Source organism: uncultured Roseobacter sp., assembly GCF_947501835.1.
GTDB lineage: Bacteria > Pseudomonadota > Alphaproteobacteria > Rhodobacterales > Rhodobacteraceae > Roseobacter.
Genome location: NZ_CANMXR010000005.1, coordinates 40,525 through 60,811 on the forward strand (window position 1 = coordinate 40,525; position 20,287 = coordinate 60,811).

Annotated in this window: 15 protein-coding genes; all 15 read right to left on the reverse strand. The window is 58.6% G+C overall.

Annotation, left to right across the window (positions count from 1 at the left end; translation table 11 throughout):
- Entirely contained in the window at positions 1-843 is an 843-nt protein-coding gene (rplB, locus tag Q1A20_RS11535) for a 50S ribosomal protein L2 (RefSeq protein WP_299407810.1), read from the reverse strand.
- Positions 844-1,131: 288 nt separating this feature from the next.
- Entirely contained in the window at positions 1,132-1,674 is a 543-nt protein-coding gene (locus tag Q1A20_RS11540) for a hypothetical protein (RefSeq protein WP_299916979.1), read from the reverse strand.
- A 112-nt stretch (positions 1,675-1,786) separates the two neighbouring features.
- Positions 1,787-2,083 carry a 50S ribosomal protein L23 gene (locus Q1A20_RS11545; protein WP_299407814.1) on the reverse strand — a complete coding sequence of 99 codons (297 nt, stop codon included), beginning with the start codon at positions 2,081-2,083 and terminating at the stop codon, positions 1,787-1,789.
- On the reverse strand, positions 2,080-2,697 hold the full coding sequence (gene rplD / locus Q1A20_RS11550) for a 50S ribosomal protein L4 (protein ID WP_298974886.1): 618 nt from the start codon (positions 2,695-2,697) through the stop codon (positions 2,080-2,082). The genes Q1A20_RS11545 and rplD overlap by 4 nt, the downstream gene beginning before the upstream one ends.
- The gene (rplC, locus tag Q1A20_RS11555; protein ID WP_298974884.1) at positions 2,694-3,566 is read right to left on the reverse strand and encodes a 50S ribosomal protein L3; all 873 of its coding nucleotides are present in this window, start codon (positions 3,564-3,566) and stop codon (positions 2,694-2,696) included. The genes rplD and rplC overlap by 4 nt, the downstream gene beginning before the upstream one ends.
- Positions 3,567-3,585: 19 nt before the next feature.
- Positions 3,586-3,900 carry a 30S ribosomal protein S10 gene (rpsJ, locus tag Q1A20_RS11560; protein WP_108838874.1) on the reverse strand — a complete coding sequence of 105 codons (315 nt, stop codon included), beginning with the start codon at positions 3,898-3,900 and terminating at the stop codon, positions 3,586-3,588.
- 159 nt (positions 3,901-4,059) lie between these two features.
- Positions 4,060-5,235: an elongation factor Tu gene (tuf, locus tag Q1A20_RS11565; protein ID WP_298974861.1), complete on the reverse strand. Its 1,176-nt coding sequence runs from the start codon at positions 5,233-5,235 to the stop codon at positions 4,060-4,062.
- A 108-nt stretch (positions 5,236-5,343) separates the two neighbouring features.
- Complete coding sequence (gene fusA / locus Q1A20_RS11570; RefSeq protein ID WP_298974882.1) at positions 5,344-7,461, reverse strand: elongation factor G; 2,118 nt, start codon at positions 7,459-7,461, stop codon at positions 5,344-5,346.
- 62 nt (positions 7,462-7,523) lie between these two features.
- The gene (gene rpsG / locus Q1A20_RS11575; protein WP_195819724.1) at positions 7,524-7,994 is read right to left on the reverse strand and encodes a 30S ribosomal protein S7; all 471 of its coding nucleotides are present in this window, start codon (positions 7,992-7,994) and stop codon (positions 7,524-7,526) included.
- A 12-nt stretch (positions 7,995-8,006) separates the two neighbouring features.
- Positions 8,007-8,378 carry a 30S ribosomal protein S12 gene (gene rpsL / locus Q1A20_RS11580; protein ID WP_011570072.1) on the reverse strand — a complete coding sequence of 124 codons (372 nt, stop codon included), beginning with the start codon at positions 8,376-8,378 and terminating at the stop codon, positions 8,007-8,009.
- Positions 8,379-8,838: 460 nt separating this feature from the next.
- Positions 8,839-9,735 (reverse strand): DMT family transporter, encoded by an 897-nt coding sequence (locus tag Q1A20_RS11585; RefSeq protein WP_367180891.1) that lies wholly within the window; start codon positions 9,733-9,735, stop codon positions 8,839-8,841.
- A 56-nt stretch (positions 9,736-9,791) separates the two neighbouring features.
- Positions 9,792-11,024: an HlyD family secretion protein gene (locus Q1A20_RS11590; protein WP_299407821.1), complete on the reverse strand. Its 1,233-nt coding sequence runs from the start codon at positions 11,022-11,024 to the stop codon at positions 9,792-9,794.
- Between the two features lie 3 nt (positions 11,025-11,027).
- Positions 11,028-11,378, reverse strand: a complete 351-nt coding sequence (locus Q1A20_RS11595) for a hypothetical protein (protein WP_298974875.1) — start codon at positions 11,376-11,378, stop codon at positions 11,028-11,030.
- Positions 11,379-11,610: 232 nt separating this feature from the next.
- Positions 11,611-15,855 (reverse strand): DNA-directed RNA polymerase subunit beta', encoded by a 4,245-nt coding sequence (gene rpoC, locus Q1A20_RS11600; RefSeq protein ID WP_299407824.1) that lies wholly within the window; start codon positions 15,853-15,855, stop codon positions 11,611-11,613.
- A 53-nt stretch (positions 15,856-15,908) separates the two neighbouring features.
- Positions 15,909-20,045, reverse strand: coding sequence for a DNA-directed RNA polymerase subunit beta (gene rpoB / locus Q1A20_RS11605; protein WP_298974872.1), 4,137 nt, complete (start codon positions 20,043-20,045; stop codon positions 15,909-15,911).
- Between the last annotated feature and the right edge of the window lie 242 nt (positions 20,046-20,287).

The window sequence follows — 20,287 nt, forward strand, 5'->3', positions numbered from 1 at the left end:
TTAACGCCCCTTCTTCTTGGCGTGCCGCGAGCGCAGGATGAGCTTGCTGGACGCTTTTTTCTTGTTCCGGGTCTTTGCACCCTTTGTCGGCTTGCCCCAGGGGGTGACCGGGTGACGACCACCAGAGGTCCGGCCTTCACCACCACCATGCGGGTGGTCGATCGGGTTCATCACGACACCACGCACAGAAGGACGGATGCCCTTGTGGCGCATGCGGCCCGCTTTACCGTAGTTCTGGTTGGAGTTGTCGGGGTTCGACACGGCACCAACAGTCGCCATGCACTCCTGACGCACCAGACGCAGCTCGCCAGAACTCAGACGGATCTGCGCGTAGCCACCATCACGGCCCACGAACTGGGCATAGGTGCCAGCGGCACGGGCGATCTGACCACCCTTGCCGGGCTTCATCTCGATGTTGTGCACGATTGTCCCGATGGGCATGCCCGAGAAAGGCATCGCGTTACCGGGTTTGATATCTGCTTTTTGCGACGCAACCACGCTGTCACCGACGGCCAGACGCTGCGGCGCCAGAATGTAGGCCTGTTCGCCATCTTCGTATTTCACGAGGGCGATGAAAGCTGTGCGGTTGGGGTCATATTCGATGCGCTCGACCGTGGCCGCCACATCCATCTTGTTCCGCTTGAAGTCAACGATCCGGTAGAGGCGCTTAGCCCCGCCGCCTTTGCGGCGCATCGTGATCCGTCCGGTGTTGTTCCGTCCGCCGTTCTTGGTCAAGCCTTCTGTGAGGGCTTTGACCGGGCGGCCTTTCCAGAGCTCCGAACGGTCGATCAGTACCAGCCCACGCTGGCCCGGCGTCGTCGGTTTATACGACTTGAGTGCCATGTTGTCTGTCTTCCGTTTTGCTGTACGGCGCTTTACAGCGCCTATGGTATAAAGGCCCCCGTAGGTGCCCGACTTGGATGTCCATACGGACAAAGGCGAAACCCCGGACGAATCCGGGGCTGTGCCGATGGGTTCACTTATTAAAGACGCGAGGGCGGGTCAAGATGTCAGACGACCTTATTGTCGTGGATCAGTATTTGATGGCGCTCCGCGAACTTCAACAGGACCGTTGGCGCATTTTTTCACGCATGTCAGAAAGATGGCTCCGCAATCAACATACCGGTACCCTCAACTATTTCTATAGATCCAAGGAAAAAATTGCATAAACCCGACTGGAAGCAACATGGCAGCCAAGGGACCCAAAACCGGTAAAGCTGGGAAGAATAGGGGCGCAGAAACACCATTTGGATCGCTTATCGGCATGAAGTTAACGATCATGAATATGAGCATAGCGAACGACATTGCAATCAACGCACGTCTAAGGAGCTCAGCGCTCAAGTTTCTATGGTCACGTTTTTTAACCAAATATCTGTTTTTGAAACATATTAATACACCAATAGAAGTTGGGAAACTCACTATCAGTGTCGCGATATAATAAGGAACTGAAATTGGGGAATATCTACTATAACTTTCTACACGAGGGCCTATCAACCATAAGCGTCTGAGAGAATTGATAAATTGATCAGACATTGATCCGGCGAGTAGATAGCCCAGCACGAAACAAGCCAAAATAGCTCCGGATAATATGCACAGCGCTTGGAAGGTCGTAATCGCTTGACCGTCCACGAAGTCACCCGGGCCAACTGGATATTTCTTTTTCGACTTATTCAAAGCACTCTTTTCTTTTTGATATTTCTCGTCAACTTCCCGCGTCAGCGTGTAAGCAAAAAGAAAAACCCCGGCCTCTCAAAGCCGGGGTTTTCAACTTCTTTCTGATGTCTACTCAGAGACCGGTAGACACGTCAATCGTGTTGCCGGCTTCCAGCGTCACATAGGCTTTCTTCACGTCCTTCCGCTTGCCGAGCTGGCCGCGGAAACGCTTCACTTTGCCTTTGGTGATCGTGGTGTTGACCGCTTTGACCTTCACACCAAAGAGCGCCTCGACGGCCTCCTTGATCTGCGGCTTGTTGCTATCGACCGCCACCTCAAAAACCACCGCGCCATTCTCGGACGACATGGTTGCTTTCTCGGTGATGATCGGCTTGCGGATCACATCGTAATGTTCTGCCTTGGCGCTCATTTCAAACGGGCCTCCAGTGCTTCGACGCCCGCCTTCGTGATCACCAGGGTGTCACGCTTGAGGATGTCATATACGTTTGCGCCCATTGTCGGCAGGATATCCAGACCGTCAATGTTGCGCGCGGCTTGGGCGAAGTTCTCGTCCACGGACGCCCCGTCGATGACCAGCGCGCGTTTCCAGCCCAGGTTTGCAACCTGTTTGGCCAGCGCCGCTGTTTTGCCTTCGGAGGAGGCCTCGTCGATGATCACGAGCTCGCCCGCTTTCATTTTCGCGGAAAGCGCGTGGCACAGGCCCAGCTTGCGGAACTTCTTGGTCAACTCGTGACCGTGGCTGCGCGGGGTCGGGCCCTTATAGATACCACCACCGCGGAAGATCGGCGCGTTGCGGGAGCCGTGGCGTGCGCCGCCGGTACCCTTCTGGCGATAGATCTTCTTGGTCGAGTAGCTGGTTTCCGAACGGGTCTTGACCTTATGCGTTCCCGCCTGCGCGTTGTTGCGCTGCCAGCGCACGACGCGGTGCAGGATGTCGGCCCGTGGCTCGAGACCAAAGAGCGCCTCGTCCAGATCGACCGACCCGGCCTTGCCGCCATCGAGTTTGATGACATCGAGTTTCATGCGTCACCTTCTTTCTTGTCTTCGGCATCGCCAGCATCATCAGCCTTGTCAGCCGCGATATCAGCTTCAGCAGCTTTCAACTGTTCGGCTTCCTGAGCGGCTTGCTCTTCGGCCAGACGCTTGGCTTCTGCTTCGGCCTCTGCGGCGGCTGCAGCAGCGGCCTCTTCAGCAGCTTTTGCAGCTTCTTCAGCAGCAGATTTCAGCGCCGCAGGCAGGATCGCGTTTTCTGGGAACGGCTTTTTCACCGCATCCTTGACTGTGACCCAGCCGCCTTTGGAGCCTGGAACGGCGCCTTTGACCATGATCAGGCCACGGTCTGCGTCCGTGCGGACAACCTGCAGGTTCTGGGTGGTGACACGCGCCGCCCCCATGTGACCGGCCATTTTCTTGCCTTTGAAAACCTTGCCTGGATCCTGACACTGGCCTGTGGAGCCGTGCGAGCGGTGCGAGATCGACACACCGTGCGACGCGCGCAGACCACCGAAGTTGTGGCGCTTCATCGCACCGGCAAACCCTTTACCGATGGAGGTGCCCGCCACATCGACGAACTGACCTTCAAAGTAATGGTTCGCGGTGATCTCTTCACCCACGCCAATCAGGTTCTCTTCGTCCACGCGGAACTCTGCAACCTTGCGCTTTGGTTCCACCTTCGCCGCAGCGAAGTGCCCGCGCATGGCCTGAGACGTCCGCTTGGCCTTAGCAGAACCGGCACCGAGTTGAACGGCCGAATAGCCGTCCTTGTCAGATGTCCGCTGCGCCACTACCTGCAGCTTGTCGAGTTGAAGCACGGTCACGGGGATCTGCTTGCCGTCTTCCATGAACAGCCGGGTCATCCCGACTTTTTTTGCAATAACGCCTGAGCGCAACATGATAATGTCCCTCCCTGGCTTACGATTGCAGCTTGATCTCGACGTCCACACCAGCGGCCAGGTCGAGCTTCATCAGCGCGTCCACGGTCTGGGGGGTCGGATCAACGATATCCAGCAGACGCTTGTGCGTGCGGATCTCGAACTGGTCACGGGATTTCTTGTCAACGTGGGGGCCACGCAGAACGGTGAACTTTTCAATCTTGTTCGGCAGCGGAATCGGGCCGCGAACAGATGCGCCGGTCCGCTTGGCGGTGTTGACGATCTCTTGTGTGGACGCGTCCAGCACACGATAGTCAAACGCCTTCAGGCGGATGCGGATGTTTTGGCTTTGGATGGCCATTTTTTCTTTTCCCTAACTGGGGTCTTGAACGGAGAGGAAGAGCAGCCTTATTGCCACCCTTCATCGCGTCTTTTTTGCGTATCGGAGCCTTGCTCCGAAATGGCTGGGGTGCCGAATATGACCCGGCACCCCGATTGTCTAGAGCAAGTTCGCTTACTCAGTGATCTTCGACACGACGCCGGCGCCGACGGTGCGGCCGCCTTCGCGGATCGCGAAGCGCAATCCGTTTTCCATCGCGATCGGCGCGATCAGCTCAACGCCAAAGCTCACGTTGTCGCCCGGCATCACCATCTCGGTACCCTCAGCCAGCTGAACCGTGCCGGTCACATCCGTCGTGCGGAAGTAGAACTGCGGGCGGTAGTTGGCAAAGAATGGCGTGTGACGGCCACCCTCTTCCTTGGTCAGGATGTAGGCTTCGGCTTCGAACTTGGTGTGAGGCGTCACCGAACCCGGCTTGCACAGAACCTGACCGCGCTCAACGCCGTCCCGGTCGATGCCGCGCAGCAGCGCGCCGATGTTGTCACCCGCTTCGCCGCGGTCCAGCAGCTTGCGGAACATCTCCACACCGGTGCAGGTGGTTTTCTGAGTGTCGCGGATGCCGACGATTTCGATCTCGTCGCCCACGTTGATCACGCCACGCTCGACACGGCCTGTCACAACGGTACCCCGACCGGAGATCGAGAACACGTCTTCCACAGGCATCAGGAACGGCTGGTCAATCGCACGCTCGGGCGTCGGGATCCACTCGTCGACGGCGGCCATCAGCTTCTTGATGGATTCTTCACCAATCTCAGGGTTGTTGCCTTCCATCGCCGCCAGCGCCGAGCCGGGGATCACGGGGATGTCGTCGCCAGGGTATTCGTAGGAGCTCAAGAGCTCGCGGATTTCCATTTCCACCAGTTCCAGCAGTTCGTCGTCGTCCACCTGGTCGACCTTGTTCATGTAGACAACCATCGTCGGGATGCCCACCTGGCGGCCGAGCAGGATGTGCTCGCGCGTTTGCGGCATCGGGCCGTCGGCGGCGTTCACCACCAGGATCGCGCCGTCCATCTGCGCCGCACCGGTGATCATGTTCTTGACGTAGTCCGCGTGGCCGGGGCAATCGACATGCGCGTAGTGGCGCGCGTCGGTTTCATATTCCACGTGGGCGGTGGAAATGGTGATGCCACGGGCTTTCTCTTCGGGCGCGCCGTCGATCTGGTCATAGGCCTGAAAATCGCCAAAATACTTCGTGATCGCCGCCGTCAACGTCGTCTTGCCGTGGTCAACGTGACCAATCGTGCCAATGTTTACGTGCGGTTTAGTACGTTCAAACTTTGCCTTTGCCATGGTGGCCTCCTTAGGTGTTCTTTCGGGCGGAAGGCCCGGATTTTATCGTGTGGCGGTCGGCCCGCCGGTCATTGGGTTTCGCCGCCCCCGAAAAAGGGGCAGCGGAATTTACGCGAATTTGGCCTGAATCTCGTCAGAGATATTCTGCGGCACGGGCTCATAGTGATCGAACTGCATGGTGAAGTTCGCACGCCCCGACGACATCGACCGCAAGGTGTTGATGTAGCCGAACATGTTGGCCAGCGGTACGAAGGCATCGATGGCAATCGCGTTACCGCGTGTGTCCTGACCCTGCACCTGACCGCGACGGGATGTGAGGTCCCCGATGATGCCACCGGTGTATTCCTCAGGCGTCACAACCTCGACCTTCATGATCGGCTCGAGCAGTTTCGCACCGGCTTTCTTCATACCTTCGCGCATGCCCATACGGGCCGCGATTTCAAAGGCCAGAACGCTGGAGTCCACATCGTGGAATTTACCGTCGATCAGAGCCACCTTGAAGTCGATCACGGGGAAGCCCGCCAGCGGGCCGCTGTCCATGACCGACTGGATGCCTTTTTCAACACCTGGGATGTATTCCTTTGGAACAGCACCACCGACGATGCGGCTCTCGAAGGAATAGCCTTCGCCCGGCTCTGTCGGCGAGATGATCATTTTCACCTCGGCGAACTGACCCGAACCACCCGACTGTTTCTTGTGCGTATAAGTGTGCTCGACCTCGTGACCAATGGTCTCGCGGTAGGCAACCTGCGGCGCACCGATGTTGGCCTCAACCTTGAATTCACGCTTCAGACGATCCACGAGGATGTCGAGGTGCAACTCGCCCATGCCCTTCATGATGGTCTGACCGGATTCTAGATCCGTTTCCACACGGAAAGACGGGTCTTCCGCGGCAAGACGTTGCAGACCTGTCGACATTTTCTCCTGGTCGGCCTTGGTTTTGGGCTCTACCGCGATCTCGATCACCGGATCGGGGAAGGTCATGGTTTCCAGAACGACCGGATCGTTGACCGCGCAAAGCGTGTCCCCGGTTGTGGTGTCTTTCAGACCGGCCAGCGCGATGATGTCACCCGCGAAGGCTTCGGTGATTTCCTCACGGTCGTTGGAGTGCATCATCATCATCCGACCCACGCGCTCTTTGCGCTCCTTGGTCGAGTTCAACAACGTGTCACCCTTGTTCAGCACACCCGAATAGATGCGTGTGAAGGTCAGCGTGCCGACGAAAGGGTCGTTCATGATCTTGAACGCCAGCGCCGAGAACGCCATGCTGTCGTCCGCGCGGCGGGCGATGTCACGGGTTTCTGTCTCGTCACCGGGTTTGAAGCCCATGTAGTCAACCACGTCCATCGGCGACGGCAGATAGTCGATCACAGCGTTGAGCAAAGGCTGAACACCTTTGTTTTTGAACGCGGAGCCGCAGAGAACGGGGATGAATTTGATCGCCAGCGTGCCTTCGCGGATCAGGCGGCGCAATGTCGGTACGTCGGGCTCTTCGCCTTCGAGGTACATCATCATCGCGTCGTCGTCCATTTCGACCGCGACTTCGATCATCTTGCCGCGCCATTCTTCGGCTTGCGCCTTCAGGCTGTCGCGAATGGGGCGTTTTTCCCAAGACGCACCAAGGTCCTCACCGGCCCAGACCCACTCTTCCATGGTGACCAGATCGATCATGCCTTCCAGCTCGTTCTCCGCCCCGATCGGAATCTGGATCGGGCAAGGGATCGCACCTGTGCGGTCCTGGATCATGTGAACGCAGTTGAAGAAATCCGCGCCGATCTTGTCCATTTTGTTGACGAAAACGATGCGCGGCACCTTGTAGCGGTCGGCCTGACGCCAAACCGTTTCGGTCTGTGGCTCAACACCGGCGTTGGCGTCCAGAACGGCAACCGCACCATCGAGAACTGCCAGCGAACGCTCGACTTCAATGGTGAAGTCCACGTGGCCGGGCGTGTCGATAATGTTCATGCGGTGCTTGGGCGTGTCCGCGGTGGAGCCGTCTTCGGTGCGCTCCCAGAACGTGGTGGTCGCAGCCGACGTGATGGTGATGCCGCGTTCCTGCTCCTGCTCCATCCAGTCCATGGTAGCCGCACCATCGTGCACCTCACCGATGTTGTGGGACTTGCCTGTATAATACAGGATGCGTTCCGAACAGGTTGTTTTACCGGCATCAATATGCGCCATGATGCCAAAGTTGCGGTAGCGGTCGAGCGGATAGTCGCGTGCCATGGGGCTGCTTCCTTGAGGTATCTAAAAACGGATCATCGCGCCCACAGGGGGCGCGACAGTGTTTACCAGCGGTAGTGGCTGAACGCTTTGTTGGCGTCGGCCATTTTATGGGTGTCTTCGCGCTTCTTCACGGCGGTGCCGCGGGATTGAACAGCGTCCAGAAGCTCGCCTGCCAGGCGCTCTTCCATGGTGTTCTCGTTGCGCGAACGGGCGGCTTTGATCAGCCAGCGGATGGCCAGAGCCTGACGGCGCTCGGGGCGCACTTCGACAGGCACCTGATACGTCGCACCACCAACCCGGCGGGAGCGAACCTCGACCGAGGGCTGGATGTTGTCGAGCGCTTCGTGGAAGACCTCGATGGGCGCACGTTTGATCTTGTCTTCAACGCGGGTGAGCGCGCTGTAAACGATGCGTTCTGCGACCGACTTCTTGCCGTCGATCATCAGGTTGTTCATGAATTTCGTCAGCACCAGATCACCATATTTGGCGTCTGGCAGGACTTCGCGTTTTTCGGCTGCGTGGCGACGGGACATTCTCTATTCCTCTTACTTCGGACGCTTCGCGCCGTACTTCGAACGACGTTGCTTACGGTCTTTGACGCCTTGGGTATCCAGAACACCACGCAGGATGTGGTAACGAACACCGGGAAGGTCTTTGACACGGCCGCCACGGATCAGAACCACGGAGTGTTCCTGAAGGTTGTGGCTTTCGCCCGGGATGTAGCTGATCACCTCAAAGCCATTGGTCAGACGGACCTTGGCCACTTTCCGCATCGCCGAGTTCGGCTTCTTTGGAGTGGTGGTATAAACACGCGTACAAACGCCACGCTTCTGCGGGCATTCCTGCAGGTGCATGGACTTTGAACGTTTAATTTTTGGCTGCCGCGGTTTGCGGATCAGCTGTTGGATCGTTGGCATTCCGGTTCTTTCCCCGTGTTGCTCACATATGTGTGCACGAGGACGACCCCCATGCGGTTTAACTCTCTCGCAGACGCGTCCGCCTACAATTTGAATGCGCCTATGGCGCAATCTCTAAACTGCGCCATGGGCGCTACGATTTACATGCGCCTATGGCGCAATGCGAAAAGACCGCCACGCTTCCGTACCGAGGAAACGACGCGGTGGGTTTACAGAGGATCGGGCCGATAGGGGGCCGGATCGTGACCACTTCAGTTCTGAATTCGGCGCGCAAGGTGGACCCCTGCCGTCGAGATAGCGGGCGTATAGAAGGAGTCGCGCATGGTGTCAACAGGCCCGCCCATCTTATCGAGCCGCTGCGACACCGATGCGTGGTACCAGGGATGGTGCAGGTTCACCTGGCAATTAGCCCCCCTTGAAATTGCGGACGCAAGCGACATCACCACGGTGGGCGGCGTGGTTATCCACGCATGAGCGCGCGTTCCCGGTAGAGGGTAAAAAGCCCGGTTGCGACGATAATGCCAGCCCCCAGAAGCGTCATCATCCCGGGCCATTCACCAAAGACCACCCATCCCAGCAGCAGCGCCCAGATCAGCCCCGTGTATCGAAAGGGTGCAATGAAGGAGACATCCCCTGCCCGCATTACTTGCACGCTGAAGAAGTAACCTCCGACGATGAAAAACGACGATGCCGCGATCAATCCACCAAGGCCCGATGTGATCGGCGCCCATTCAATGCTGAGCGATGCCAGCCCCGCGGCGATCAGAACGGTCAGGGACGCGGAGAAAGTGACCAGCAAGGAGGGTACTTGCGGCGAGATCCGTCGCGTGGAGAGATCACGCGCCGTCACACAAAGCACCGCGATCAACGCATAGAGCGACCATTGGGTGAAGCCCTCGAGGCCTGGCCGGACGATCAGCAACATGCCGCAAAAACCGATCAGGATGGCGGTCATACGGCGCCAGCCAATCGCCTCCCGAAAGATCAGCGCCGATCCCAGCGTCACTGTCAAAGGCAACACCTGGAGAATGGCCGTGATATTCGCCAAGGGCATGTTCAGCAGCGCGGTGACAAAGAAGTAAGCCGCGCCAACCTCCGAGAGCGACCGTAGGATGATCAAGGCCCAATCTCGGCGCGACGCCTTGACGCAGAACGCCCCGCGCGACCCTGCCAGAAAAGCGATCAGCAAGGTCGCCAGCACCCCCCTCAAGACCAGCAGCTGGAACAAGGGCAAAGCACCACCCGTCGCCTTGATCAGCGCGTCATTGACGGTGAAACAGGCCATGGATGCCATCATCAACATGGCCCCTGTCACATTCGGGGACCAGACGCCCGCGTTGGCCTGCCCATCCGTCACGATGATGCAACCCGCTCACGGTCAGGCATGAAATCCTCTGCGGTCAAAGCGATCTCCTAGTGGCCGGTAAAGACCAGCGTCTGAAGCGGCAAAAGCAGGGAGCGGATCCTGAGGCCAGCGGCGTGCACGACGCCAACCGTATCCACCACATGCATGAAGAGCCATTGCCCGAAGCCAAGCGAAGGGTCGTCCAGCAGATCGTGGTTGTAGGTATAGGCATTGGCAAGGCAGTTGCTGCCGGGGGGAATATCGTCAGTCTGTCCGGGATAGATCGGTTCCAGAAACGCAAGGATTGTACCCGGAGCGCTCTGCACCTGCACATCCGCCAGGCGGTCCGACGGGCGGATCTGGCCGGACGCGATGACATCCTGCACCTCGGTGATCACCATCGGGATGACGGTAAAGGGTTTCGACGCACACATGATTTCAGCCACGCCACCCTTTTTGACGACCTGCGCGGAGACCTGCGAGAAACCAGCCTGAAACCTGTTTCGCCCGGCATCCGACGGCACCAGAATGCCCGCGGGCCGCAAAATCGGATTGACGATATCACCCTTGCGCAGCGTCAGCTGCTCGATTGTGCCGTCCACACCCGCATAAACCGTGAGCTTTGCAATCTCGGTCTCAGCCTGGGTTAGTGCGGCCTCGGCACTGGCGAGCTGCGCCGGCAATTGTACATCGATCTGAACCTGAAGCGCGTCAAGACCGGCTTTTGCGGCATCCACTTCCCCCTGTCGCACAGCCAATTCGTTTTGCAGCACGGTGACGTCGCGCTCACTGACAGCGGTCGACCCGCGATCACGCAAGGCCACCTGCCGCTGAAAATCTTCCAACGTCTGTTGATAGGCAGCTTGCGCCTGCGCCACGATGGCATTGGCGGTACCACGCTCGGCCTCGACCACCTGCAGGGCCGCATTTACCTCTTCGATTTGCCGCCGCGCGGTTTCTGCTGCCGCTTCCTGACTGCTGCTGTCCAGCTTGAAGATCGGGTCGCCTGCTTTCACCTCTTCGTTGATCTCGACATAGACTTCTTCAACGCGCCCACCGCCCTCGGACAGGATGGTCAGCGTTCGGAAAAACGACGCCACATTGGAGGTCGACGGATGATAATAAAAGACGATGGTGATCAGCATCGTGGTGAGCATCGCACACATGGTGATGCCCCAGCGCAACTCGTACCAGACGGTGAAAAAATCGATCTCCACACCCCAGCGCTTGCCCTGAAAACGACGGCGCAGCAGATAATCGGGCAGAACCGTCAGCAATGAACAGAAAATAAGCTCAAACATATCTTACTTTTCCTTGCTGACCATGGCCTGAAGCGATTGCGCGATGGACGACAGGGGGGTGACGATGTCAGGTGGCCTGAAGGCTGCGAGAACCAGTGCTGCGACCCAGAAGATATTGTTGTGCGTAAAGAGCGCCAGCATCGCCAGAATACTGATCAACTGCAGCTGCGTCGCATTCCCCTTATGCGCCATTTGTTCCGGCAGCGCGTGCAACGTGAAGTAAGCGACGCCCACCAGCAGGATGATCCCCAAAACGAAGAAAACCATGACCGTAAAGAGGTAGTCGCTGCCGTCGGCGGTGGCAAAATAGTGCGGCAGATGATGCGGGGCTAATGGGTGCTGCGTGTCAGACATGAACGACCTTCTGGATCAATTTGAAACGACCTCTTGGGTCGTGTGCAATATCTCGGACGCTATCGTTGAAAAGCTGTCATAGCCACACATTTTGTGGGCGTCTTGAGATTGAAGCCATGAAAATCGTGCTTTGCCGGAGAGTTCGAGCCGCGATCTCCAGTGGACTGAACCTCCAAAAAAGAACCCCCGGCGAATTGCTCCGCCGGAGGTTTCATTTTGCTATCCACCGCTTTTAGTCGCGGCTGTCAGGATCCGGTGTGATGACCTGATCAAAGACATCACCGCCCACCATGTCGTCACCGGAAGGGGCTGCCAGGGCGGCAGCGGCTTCGGCTTCTTCACGGCGTGCTTCGATCACGACATTGTCGCGGTCTTGTGCCACGCGGCGCACCTTCATGGTCGCCCCGCCGGTGCCCGCCGGGATCAGACGGCCTACGATGACGTTCTCTTTCAGGCCGACCAGCTTGTCTTTCTTTCCTTGCACGGAGGCTTCGGTCAGAACACGTGTGGTCTCCTGGAAGGACGCCGCCGAGATGAAGCTGCGTGTCTGCAAGCTGGCCTTGGTGATGCCGAGCAGGATCGGTTCCCCCTGCGCCGGACGACCACCTTTGCTGAGCGCTTTCTCATTGGCGAGATCGAACTCCTGCTTGTCGACATGTTCGCCTTTCAAGAGCGTGGTATCGCCAGAATCCTGGATCTCCCACTTCTGCAGCATCTGGCGCACGATGACTTCGATGTGCTTGTCGTTGATCTTCACACCCTGCAGGCGGTAAACGTCCTGCACCTCGTCGATCATGTAATCCGCCAGCGCTTCGACACCCATAATCGCGAGGATGTCATGCGGCGCCGGATTACCGTCCATGATGTAATCGCCCTTCTGGACAAAATCACCTTCCGCAACCGGGATGTGCTTGCCCTTGGGCACCATGTATTCGACCTTGGTGTCCGGATCTTCAGCGGATTCAATCGCAATACGGCGTTTGTTCTTGTAGTCCTTGCCGTAGCGCACGTAGCCGTCGATTTCCGCGATGATGGCGTGATCCTTCGGGCGACGTGCCTCAAAGAGTTCGGCCACACGCGGCAGACCCCCGGTGATGTCCTTGGTCTTGGCACCTTCCCGCGGGATCCGCGCCACAACGTCACCGGCTTTGATCTCGGAGCCATCCTCGATGGAGAGAACCGCATCCACGGACATCGGATAAGTCACCGGGTTGCCCGCGTCATTGCGGACCGGTTCGCCATCAGCCCCGACCAGAATGATTTCAGGCTTGAGCTCGTTGCCTTTGGCCGCCGAGCGCCAGTCGATCACGATCTTCTGGGTCATGCCGGTCGCATCGTCGGTTTCGTCCTTGACCGCGATCCCGGACACCAGGTCCACGAATTTCGCTGTCCCGGATTTCTCCGCGATGATCGGCAGGGTGTAGGGGTCCCACTCAAAGAGTTTGTCGCCGCGCACCACGTCCTGAGCATCGGTGACGAAGAGCTTGGTACCGTATCCAACCTTGTGGCTGGCCCGTTCCTCGCCATTCTCGTCCTGAATGATCAGCTTCATGTTCCGGCCCATCACCATGGTCTCGCCCGAGGCGTTCTCCAGGGTCTGGGCGTTCTCGAACACGACCTTGCCGGTATGGCTGGCCTCGAGGAACGATTGCTGGCCACCCTGCGCAACACCGCCGATGTGGAACGTCCGCATCGTCAGCTGCGTACCCGGCTCACCGATGGACTGCGCGGCGATGATGCCGACCGCCTCACCGGTATTGACCATGGTGCCGCGCGCGAGATCACGCCCGTAGCACATGGCGCAAACGCCCTCTTCGGCCTCACAGGTCAGCGGGCTGCGGATGCGCGCCGAGGCAACGCCTGCCTCTTCAATGGAATCCGCCATGCGTTCATCGATCAGCGTGCCCGAGGCAACCATCACCTCATCCGTGCCCGGACGCATGATGTCTTCGGCCACAACGCGGCCCAGAATGCGCTCCGACAAGGAGGATACAACTTCACCGTCGTTCACCGCTGCAACAGCTGTGATCGACGTCTCCGTCCCGCAATCGAGCATGCGCACGATGCAGTCCTGCGCCACATCCACCAGACGGCGTGTTAGGTACCCGGAGTTCGCTGTTTTCAGAGCGGTGTCCGACAGACCTTTCCGCGCGCCGTGGGTGGAGTTGAAGTACTCAAGAACGGTCAGACCCTCCTTGAAGTTCGAGATGATCGGTGTCTCGATGATGTCGCCGTTCGGCTTGGCCATCAGGCCGCGCATCCCGCCGAGCTGTTTCATCTGCGTCACCGAACCCCGGGCACCGGAGTGGGCCATCATGTAGACCGAGTTGGGTTCTTTCTCGGCACCCGCATCGTCGCGCTGGCTGGCAGAGATCGAGCCCATCATCGCATCGGTGACCTTGTCGTTACACTTCGACCAGGCATCAACCACTTTGTTGTACTTCTCACCCTGCGTGATCAGACCGTCCATGTACTGCTGTTCGAAATCCTTCACCAGCTCACGCGTTTCCTGCACGATGGGCCATTTGGTATCGGGGATCAGCATGTCGTCCTTGCCGAAGGAAATCCCGGCCTTGAACGCCTCACGGAAGCCCATGGTCATTATCTGGTCACAGAAAATGACGGATTCCTTCTGACCGCAGTAGCGGTAGACGGTATCGATGACCTGCTGCACTTCTTTCTTGCGCAGCAGGCGGTTGACCAGCTCAAACGGCGCTTTGGCGTTCAACGGCAGCAGCGCGCCAAGGCGCACCCGGCCCGGCGTGGTTTCAAACCGTTGCATGACCTCCATGCCGTTCTCGTCGATCTGCGGAATACGCGCGGTGATCTTGGAATGCAGATGCACCATACCCGCGTCCAGCGCGTGCTGAACCTCCTCGACGGAGCCGAAGACCATGCCTTCGCCCGGCATACCCTCACGCTCCAGCGTGGTGTAGTAGAGGCCCAGGATCATATCCTGCGACGGCACGATGATCGGCGCACCGTTGGCGGGCGACAGAACGTTGTTGGTGGACATCATCAGAACACGCGCTTCCAGCTGGGCCTCAAGGCTCAGTGGGACGTGCACGGCCATCTGGTCACCGTCGAAGTCGGCGTTAAAGGCTGAACACACCAGCGGGTGCAGCTGAATGGCCTTGCCTTCGATCAGCACCGGCTCGAACGCCTGAATGCCCAGGCGGTGCAGCGTTGGCGCCCGGTTCAGCATGACAGGGTGTTCGCGGATCACCTCATCGAGGATGTCCCAGACCTCCGGACGCTCTTTCTCGACCAGCTTTTTCGCCTGCTTCACGGTGCTGGAAAGGCCCTTGGCCTCCAACCGCGAGTAGATGAAGGGCTTGAAGAGCTCCAAGGCCATCTTCTTGGGCAAGCCACACTGATGCAGCTTGAGCTCCGGCCCGGTCACGATGACCGACCGACCCGAGAAGTCGACGCGTTTCCCCAGAAGGTTCTGACGGAAGCGACCCTGCTTGCCTTTCAGCATGTCGCTGAGCGATTTCAGCGGACGCTTGTTGGCCCCCGTGATCACCCGACCACGACGGCCGTTGTCGAACAGAGCATCGACGGATTCCTGCAGCATCCGCTTTTCGTTACGGACGATGATGTCAGGTGCGCGCAGTTCGATCAGGCGTTTCAGACGGTTGTTCCGGTTGATCACCCGACGATAGAGATCGTTGAGGTCGGAGGTCGCAAAACGGCCACCATCCAGCGGCACCAGCGGGCGCAGCTCTGGCGGGATCACGGGGATCACGGTCAGCACCATCCACTCCGGGCGGTTGCCGGACTCGAGGAAGGATTCAACGACTTTCAGACGCTTGATGATCTTCTTGGGCTTCAGCTCGCCTGTCGCCTCTTTCAGATCAGCACGCAGCTGCTCTGCTTCGGCTTCCAGATCGATCGCCGCCAGCATTTCACGGATCGCCTCAGCGCCAATATTGGCGGTGAACGCGTCCATGCCATAGGCGTCCTGCGCGTCCATATACTCTTCTTCGGTCATCATCTGACCGTAGGTGAGGTCCGTCAGACCGGGTTCGATCACGACGTAGTTCTCGAAATAGAGCACCCGCTCCAGATCCCGCAGCGTCATGTCCAGCATGAGGCCTATCCGGGAGGGCAGTGACTTCAGGAACCAGATGTGCGCCACCGGCGAGGCCAGTTCGATATGGCCCATCCGCTCGCGGCGGACCTTTTGCAGCGTGACTTCCACACCGCATTTCTCGCAGACAACGCCGCGATACTTCATGCGCTTATATTTGCCGCAGAGGCACTCGTAGTCCTTGATCGGCCCAAAGATACGCGCGCAGAACAGGCCATCCCGCTCCGGCTTGAAGGTCCGGTAGTTGATGGTTTCCGGTTTCTTGATCTCCCCGAAGGACCAGCTCAGGATGCGCTCCGGCGAGGCCAGAGACACCTTGATCTCATCAAACACCTTGGGGGGTGTGAGCGGGTTAAACGGGTTGTTTGTCAGTTCCTGGTTCATTTTCAAATCCTTGAAAGGGGTGCGTTGAGAGCGAAGTAACGGGGATCAACCCGTCACTCATCCTCCTCCGCATCCAGGAGTTCCATGTTTAGGCCGAGGCCGCGGACTTCTTTGACCAGAACGTTGAAGCTTTCCGGTACGCCTGCTTCAAAGTTGTCCTCGCCCTTGACGATGCTTTCGTAGACTTTCGTCCGTCCAGCCACGTCGTCCGACTTCACGGTTAGCATCTCCTGCAGGGTGTAGGCGGCACCGTAGGCTTCCAGCGCCCAGACCTCCATCTCCCCGAACCGCTGCCCACCGAATTGCGCTTTACCGCCCAAAGGCTGCTGGGTGACCAGCGAGTATGGGCCGGTCGAGCGCGCGTGGATTTTGTCATCCACCAGGTGATGCAGTTTCAGCAGATACTTGACGCCGACGGTCACAGGGCGGGCAAACTGCTCACCTGTCCGACCGTCAAACAGCACCGACTGGCCCGAGCTGTCAAAGCCCGCGCGGGTCAGCGCGTCGTTCACGTCTGCCTCTTTCGCACCGTCAAAGACCGGCGTCGCAATCGGCACACCCCGTGTGACATTGCCCGCCGCTTCGATCAGCGTTTCCTCGTCGAGACCAACGATACCTTCGTCATAGACGTTCTCGCCATAGGCGTGGTGTAACGCATCGCGCACAGGCGTCAGATCGCCGGAGCGCCGGTATTCCTGCAACGCCTCGTCCACATTCAGACCCAGACCGCGCGCGGCCCAGCCCATGTGTGTCTCGAGGATCTGCCCGACGTTCATGCGCGAGGGCACGCCCAGCGGGTTCAGACAGAAGTCGACCGGGGTCCCATCCGCGAGGAATGGCATATCCTCCATCGGCACCACCTTGGAAATCACACCCTTGTTGCCATGACGTCCGGCCATCTTGTCGCCCGGTTGCAGCTTGCGCTTCACCGCGACGAAGACCTTGACCATCTTCATCACGCCCGGGGGCAGATCGTCGCCACGGCGGACCTTTTCGACCTTATCCTCGAAGCGCGCATCCAGCGCCCGTTTCTGGATCTCGTACTGCTCGTTCAGGGCTTCGACCACCTGCGCGTCAGCTTCGTCCTTGAGGGCCAGCTGCCACCACTGACCACGGGTCAGCATTTCCAGCAGTTCCTCATCGATCACGGCATTGGATTTGACCCCTTTGGGACCTTTCACAGCCACCTTGCCCATGATCATGGATTTCAGACGCGCGTAGATGTTGCGGTCGAGGATGGCGAGTTCGTCGTCGCGGTCACGCGCTAGACGTTCGACTTCTTCCCGCTCGATCTGCAGCGCACGCTCGTCTTTTTCCACCCCGTGGCGGTTGAAGACTCGCACTTCCACGACCGTGCCGAAGTCGCCCGGCTTGACGCGCAACGAGGTATCACGCACGTCGGAGGCTTTCTCACCGAAGATGGCGCGCAGCAGTTTCTCCTCCGGCGTCATCGGGCTTTCGCCTTTCGGGGTGATCTTGCCCACGAGGATATCGCCCGGCTCCACATCAGCACCGATGTAGACGATGCCCGCCTCGTCGAGGTTGCGCAGGGCTTCCTCGCCGACGTTCGGGATGTCGCGGGTGATCTCTTCCGGCCCAAGCTTGGTGTCACGCGCGGCGACTTCAAACTCCTCGATGTGGATCGAGGTAAAGACGTCGTCGCGGGCAATCCGCTCGGAGATCAGGATGGAGTCCTCATAGTTGTAGCCATTCCACGGCATGAAGGCGACGACGACGTTCTTGCCGAGCGCCAGTTCCCCCATATCCGTCGATGGGCCGTCAGCAACCACCTGACCTTTAATGACCGTGTCACCCACTTTTACCAGCGGACGCTGGTTGATGCAGGTGTTCTGGTTGCTGCGCTGGAACTTACGCATACGGTAGATGTCCACACCCGCGTCCCCCAGCTCCAGATCTTCGGTGGCCCGGATCACGATCCGCTGCGCATCGACCTGGTCGATGATGCCCGCGCGTTTCGCCATGATCGCCGCACCGGAATCGCGCGCCACAACCTCTTCGATGCCGGTCCCGACCAGCGGTGCCTCGGCCTGCAGAAGCGGGACCGCTTGACGTTGCATGTTCGAGCCCATCAGCGCGCGGTTGGCGTCGTCATTTTCCAGGAACGGAATGAGCGAGGCCGCAACCGACACCAGCTGTTTTGGCGAAACGTCAATCAGATCAACGCTTTCCGACGGCGACAAGGTATAGTCACCGGATTTCCGCGTGGACACCAGATCGTTCACGAACTTCATGCTGTCATCGAGGTTAGCGTTGGCCTGCGCCACGGTGTGACGCATTTCCTCGGTGGCGGACATATAGTGCACTTCGTCGGTGACCTTGCCGCCTTCAACCTTGCGATACGGCGTTTCGATGAAGCCGTATTTGTTTACACGGGCAAAGGTCGCCAGCGAGTTGATCAGACCGATGTTCGGGCCTTCCGGCGTTTCAATCGGGCACATCCGACCGTAGTGGGTCGGGTGTACGTCGCGAACCTCAAACCCGGCACGCTCACGGGTCAGACCCCCTGGCCCAAGTGCGGAGAGACGACGCTTGTGCGTGACTTCCGACAGCGGGTTGGTTTGGTCCATGAACTGGCTGAGCTGCGAGGAGCCGAAGAATTCACGCACAGCAGCTGCGGCCGGTTTTGCGTTGATCAGGTCCTGCGGCATCACCGTGTCAATCTCGACGGAAGACATCCGTTCCTTGATCGCGCGCTCCATGCGCAGCAGACCCACGCGGTACTGGTTTTCCATCAACTCACCAACGGACCGCACCCGGCGGTTACCAAGGTGGTCGATGTCATCGATATCACCGCGCCCATCGCGCAGATCCACCAGTGCCTTGATGCAAGCCACGATATCCTCGCGCCGCAGGGTCCGCTGGGTGTCTTCGGCATCCAAGGCCAGACGCATGTTCATTTTCACCCGACCAACGGCCGAGAGATCATAGCGTTCGCTATCAAAGAACAGCGTGTCAAAGAGCGCAGAGGCCGCTTCGACGGTGGGCGGCTCGCCCGGACGCATGACGCGGTAGATGTCCATGAGCGCGGTGTCGCGGTTCATGTTCTTGTCCTGCGCCATGGTGTTGCGCATGTATGGGCCGACATTCACGTTGTCGATGTCGAGCAGCGGGATCTCGGTGATCCCGGCATCGATCAGCTCTTTGGCCGTTCCGCCAATGAGCGTGCCGTCCTTGTCGTATTCCAAGGTCATTTCATCACCGGCTTCGACGTAGATCGCGCCGTTTTCTTCGTTGATGATGTCTTTGGCCACGAACTTGCCCGCGATGTGCTCATAGGGCAGCAGCAGTTCGGTCACCTTGCCGTCGTCGATCAATTGCTTGACCGCGCGTGGCGTGACTTTCTTGCCAGCTTCAAAGAGCACTTCGCCGGTTTTGGCGTCCACCAGATCATATGTCGGGCGGGTCCCGCGCACACGGTCCGGGAAGAACGGGGCGACCCAGCCTTTGTTCTTCTTCAACTTGTAGGTGACCGTGTTGTAATAGGCGTCCATGATCGCTTCCTGGTCGAGACCAAGCGCATAGAGCAGCGTTGTCACAGGCAGTTTCCGGCGGCGGTCGATCCGGGCAAAAACGATGTCTTTTGCGTCGAATTCGAAGTCCAGCCAGCTGCCGCGGTAGGGGATGATGCGGCAGGCAAAGAGGAGTTTACCGGAAGAATGCGTCTTGCCTTTGTCGTGATCAAAGAACACACCGGGGGAGCGGTGCATCTGGGACACGATCACGCGCTCGGTGCCGTTCACAACGAACGTCCCGTTGGGCGTCATCAGGGGCATATCGCCCATGAACACGTCCTGTTCCTTGATGTCTTTCACCGATTTGGCACCGGTATCTTCATCCACATCAAAGACGATAAGACGCAAGGTCACCTTGAGCGGCGCCGAGTAGGTCATGTCGCGTTGCTGACATTCCTCAACATCGTATTTCGGCTTTTCCAGCTCGTACTTCACGTACTCCAGAACGGAGGTTTCGTTGAAATCCTTCACCGGGAAGACGGACTGGAAAACGCCCGTGATGCCCTCACCATCGGTGGGGGTGTCGGCATCGCCGGAGTTCAGGAAGAGATCATAAGAAGATTTCTGGACCTCGATGAGGTTGGGCATATCCAAAACTTCACGGATTTTGCCATAATATTTACGTAGACGTTTCTGGCCAAGGAACGATTGAGCCATATCAGGTGTCACCTTTCAGAGTTCTCACCGGTCGAGGGAGCCGTCGGGCCACGGCACCTCGCCCATACGAGACGATACGCTTCGGTCTATTCGTGGTCACCGTCCCACCGGTGTCCTCCCGACCATTGAACCGCATCTTGGGAAAGGCCTCTGAGCCCAAAGGCCCTTGCCAAGACGGGTTAAGCTGGACCCGAAAATTCTCGGGCCCAGCTCATTTTTTGTACGGGGTGTCGGGGTTTGGC

Bases quoted from the DNA above. Each gene is read 5' to 3' on its own strand.
- rplB (WP_299407810.1), bottom strand. From the start codon at position 843: ATGGCACTCAAGTCGTATAAACCGACGACGCCGGGCCAGCGTGGGCTG.
- Q1A20_RS11590 (WP_299407821.1), bottom strand. From the start codon at position 11,024: ATGTTTGAGCTTATTTTCTGTTCATTGCTGACGGTTCTGCCCGATTAT.
- fusA (WP_298974882.1), bottom strand. From the start codon at position 7,461: ATGGCACGCGACTATCCGCTCGACCGCTACCGCAACTTTGGCATCATG.
- tuf (WP_298974861.1), bottom strand. From the start codon at position 5,235: ATGGCAAAGGCAAAGTTTGAACGTACTAAACCGCACGTAAACATTGGC.
- Q1A20_RS11595 (WP_298974875.1), bottom strand. From the start codon at position 11,378: ATGTCTGACACGCAGCACCCATTAGCCCCGCATCATCTGCCGCACTAT.
- Q1A20_RS11545 (WP_299407814.1), bottom strand. From the start codon at position 2,083: ATGAGCGCCAAGGCAGAACATTACGATGTGATCCGCAAGCCGATCATC.
- rpoC (WP_299407824.1), bottom strand. From the start codon at position 15,855: ATGAACCAGGAACTGACAAACAACCCGTTTAACCCGCTCACACCCCCC.
- rpsG (WP_195819724.1), bottom strand. From the start codon at position 7,994: ATGTCCCGTCGCCACGCAGCCGAAAAACGCGAAGTCCTGCCAGACGCC.
- rpsL (WP_011570072.1), bottom strand. From the start codon at position 8,378: ATGCCAACGATCCAACAGCTGATCCGCAAACCGCGGCAGCCAAAAATT.
- rplD (WP_298974886.1), bottom strand. From the start codon at position 2,697: ATGAAACTCGATGTCATCAAACTCGATGGCGGCAAGGCCGGGTCGGTC.
- rpoB (WP_298974872.1), bottom strand. From the start codon at position 20,045: ATGGCTCAATCGTTCCTTGGCCAGAAACGTCTACGTAAATATTATGGC.
- rplC (WP_298974884.1), bottom strand. From the start codon at position 3,566: ATGTTGCGCTCAGGCGTTATTGCAAAAAAAGTCGGGATGACCCGGCTG.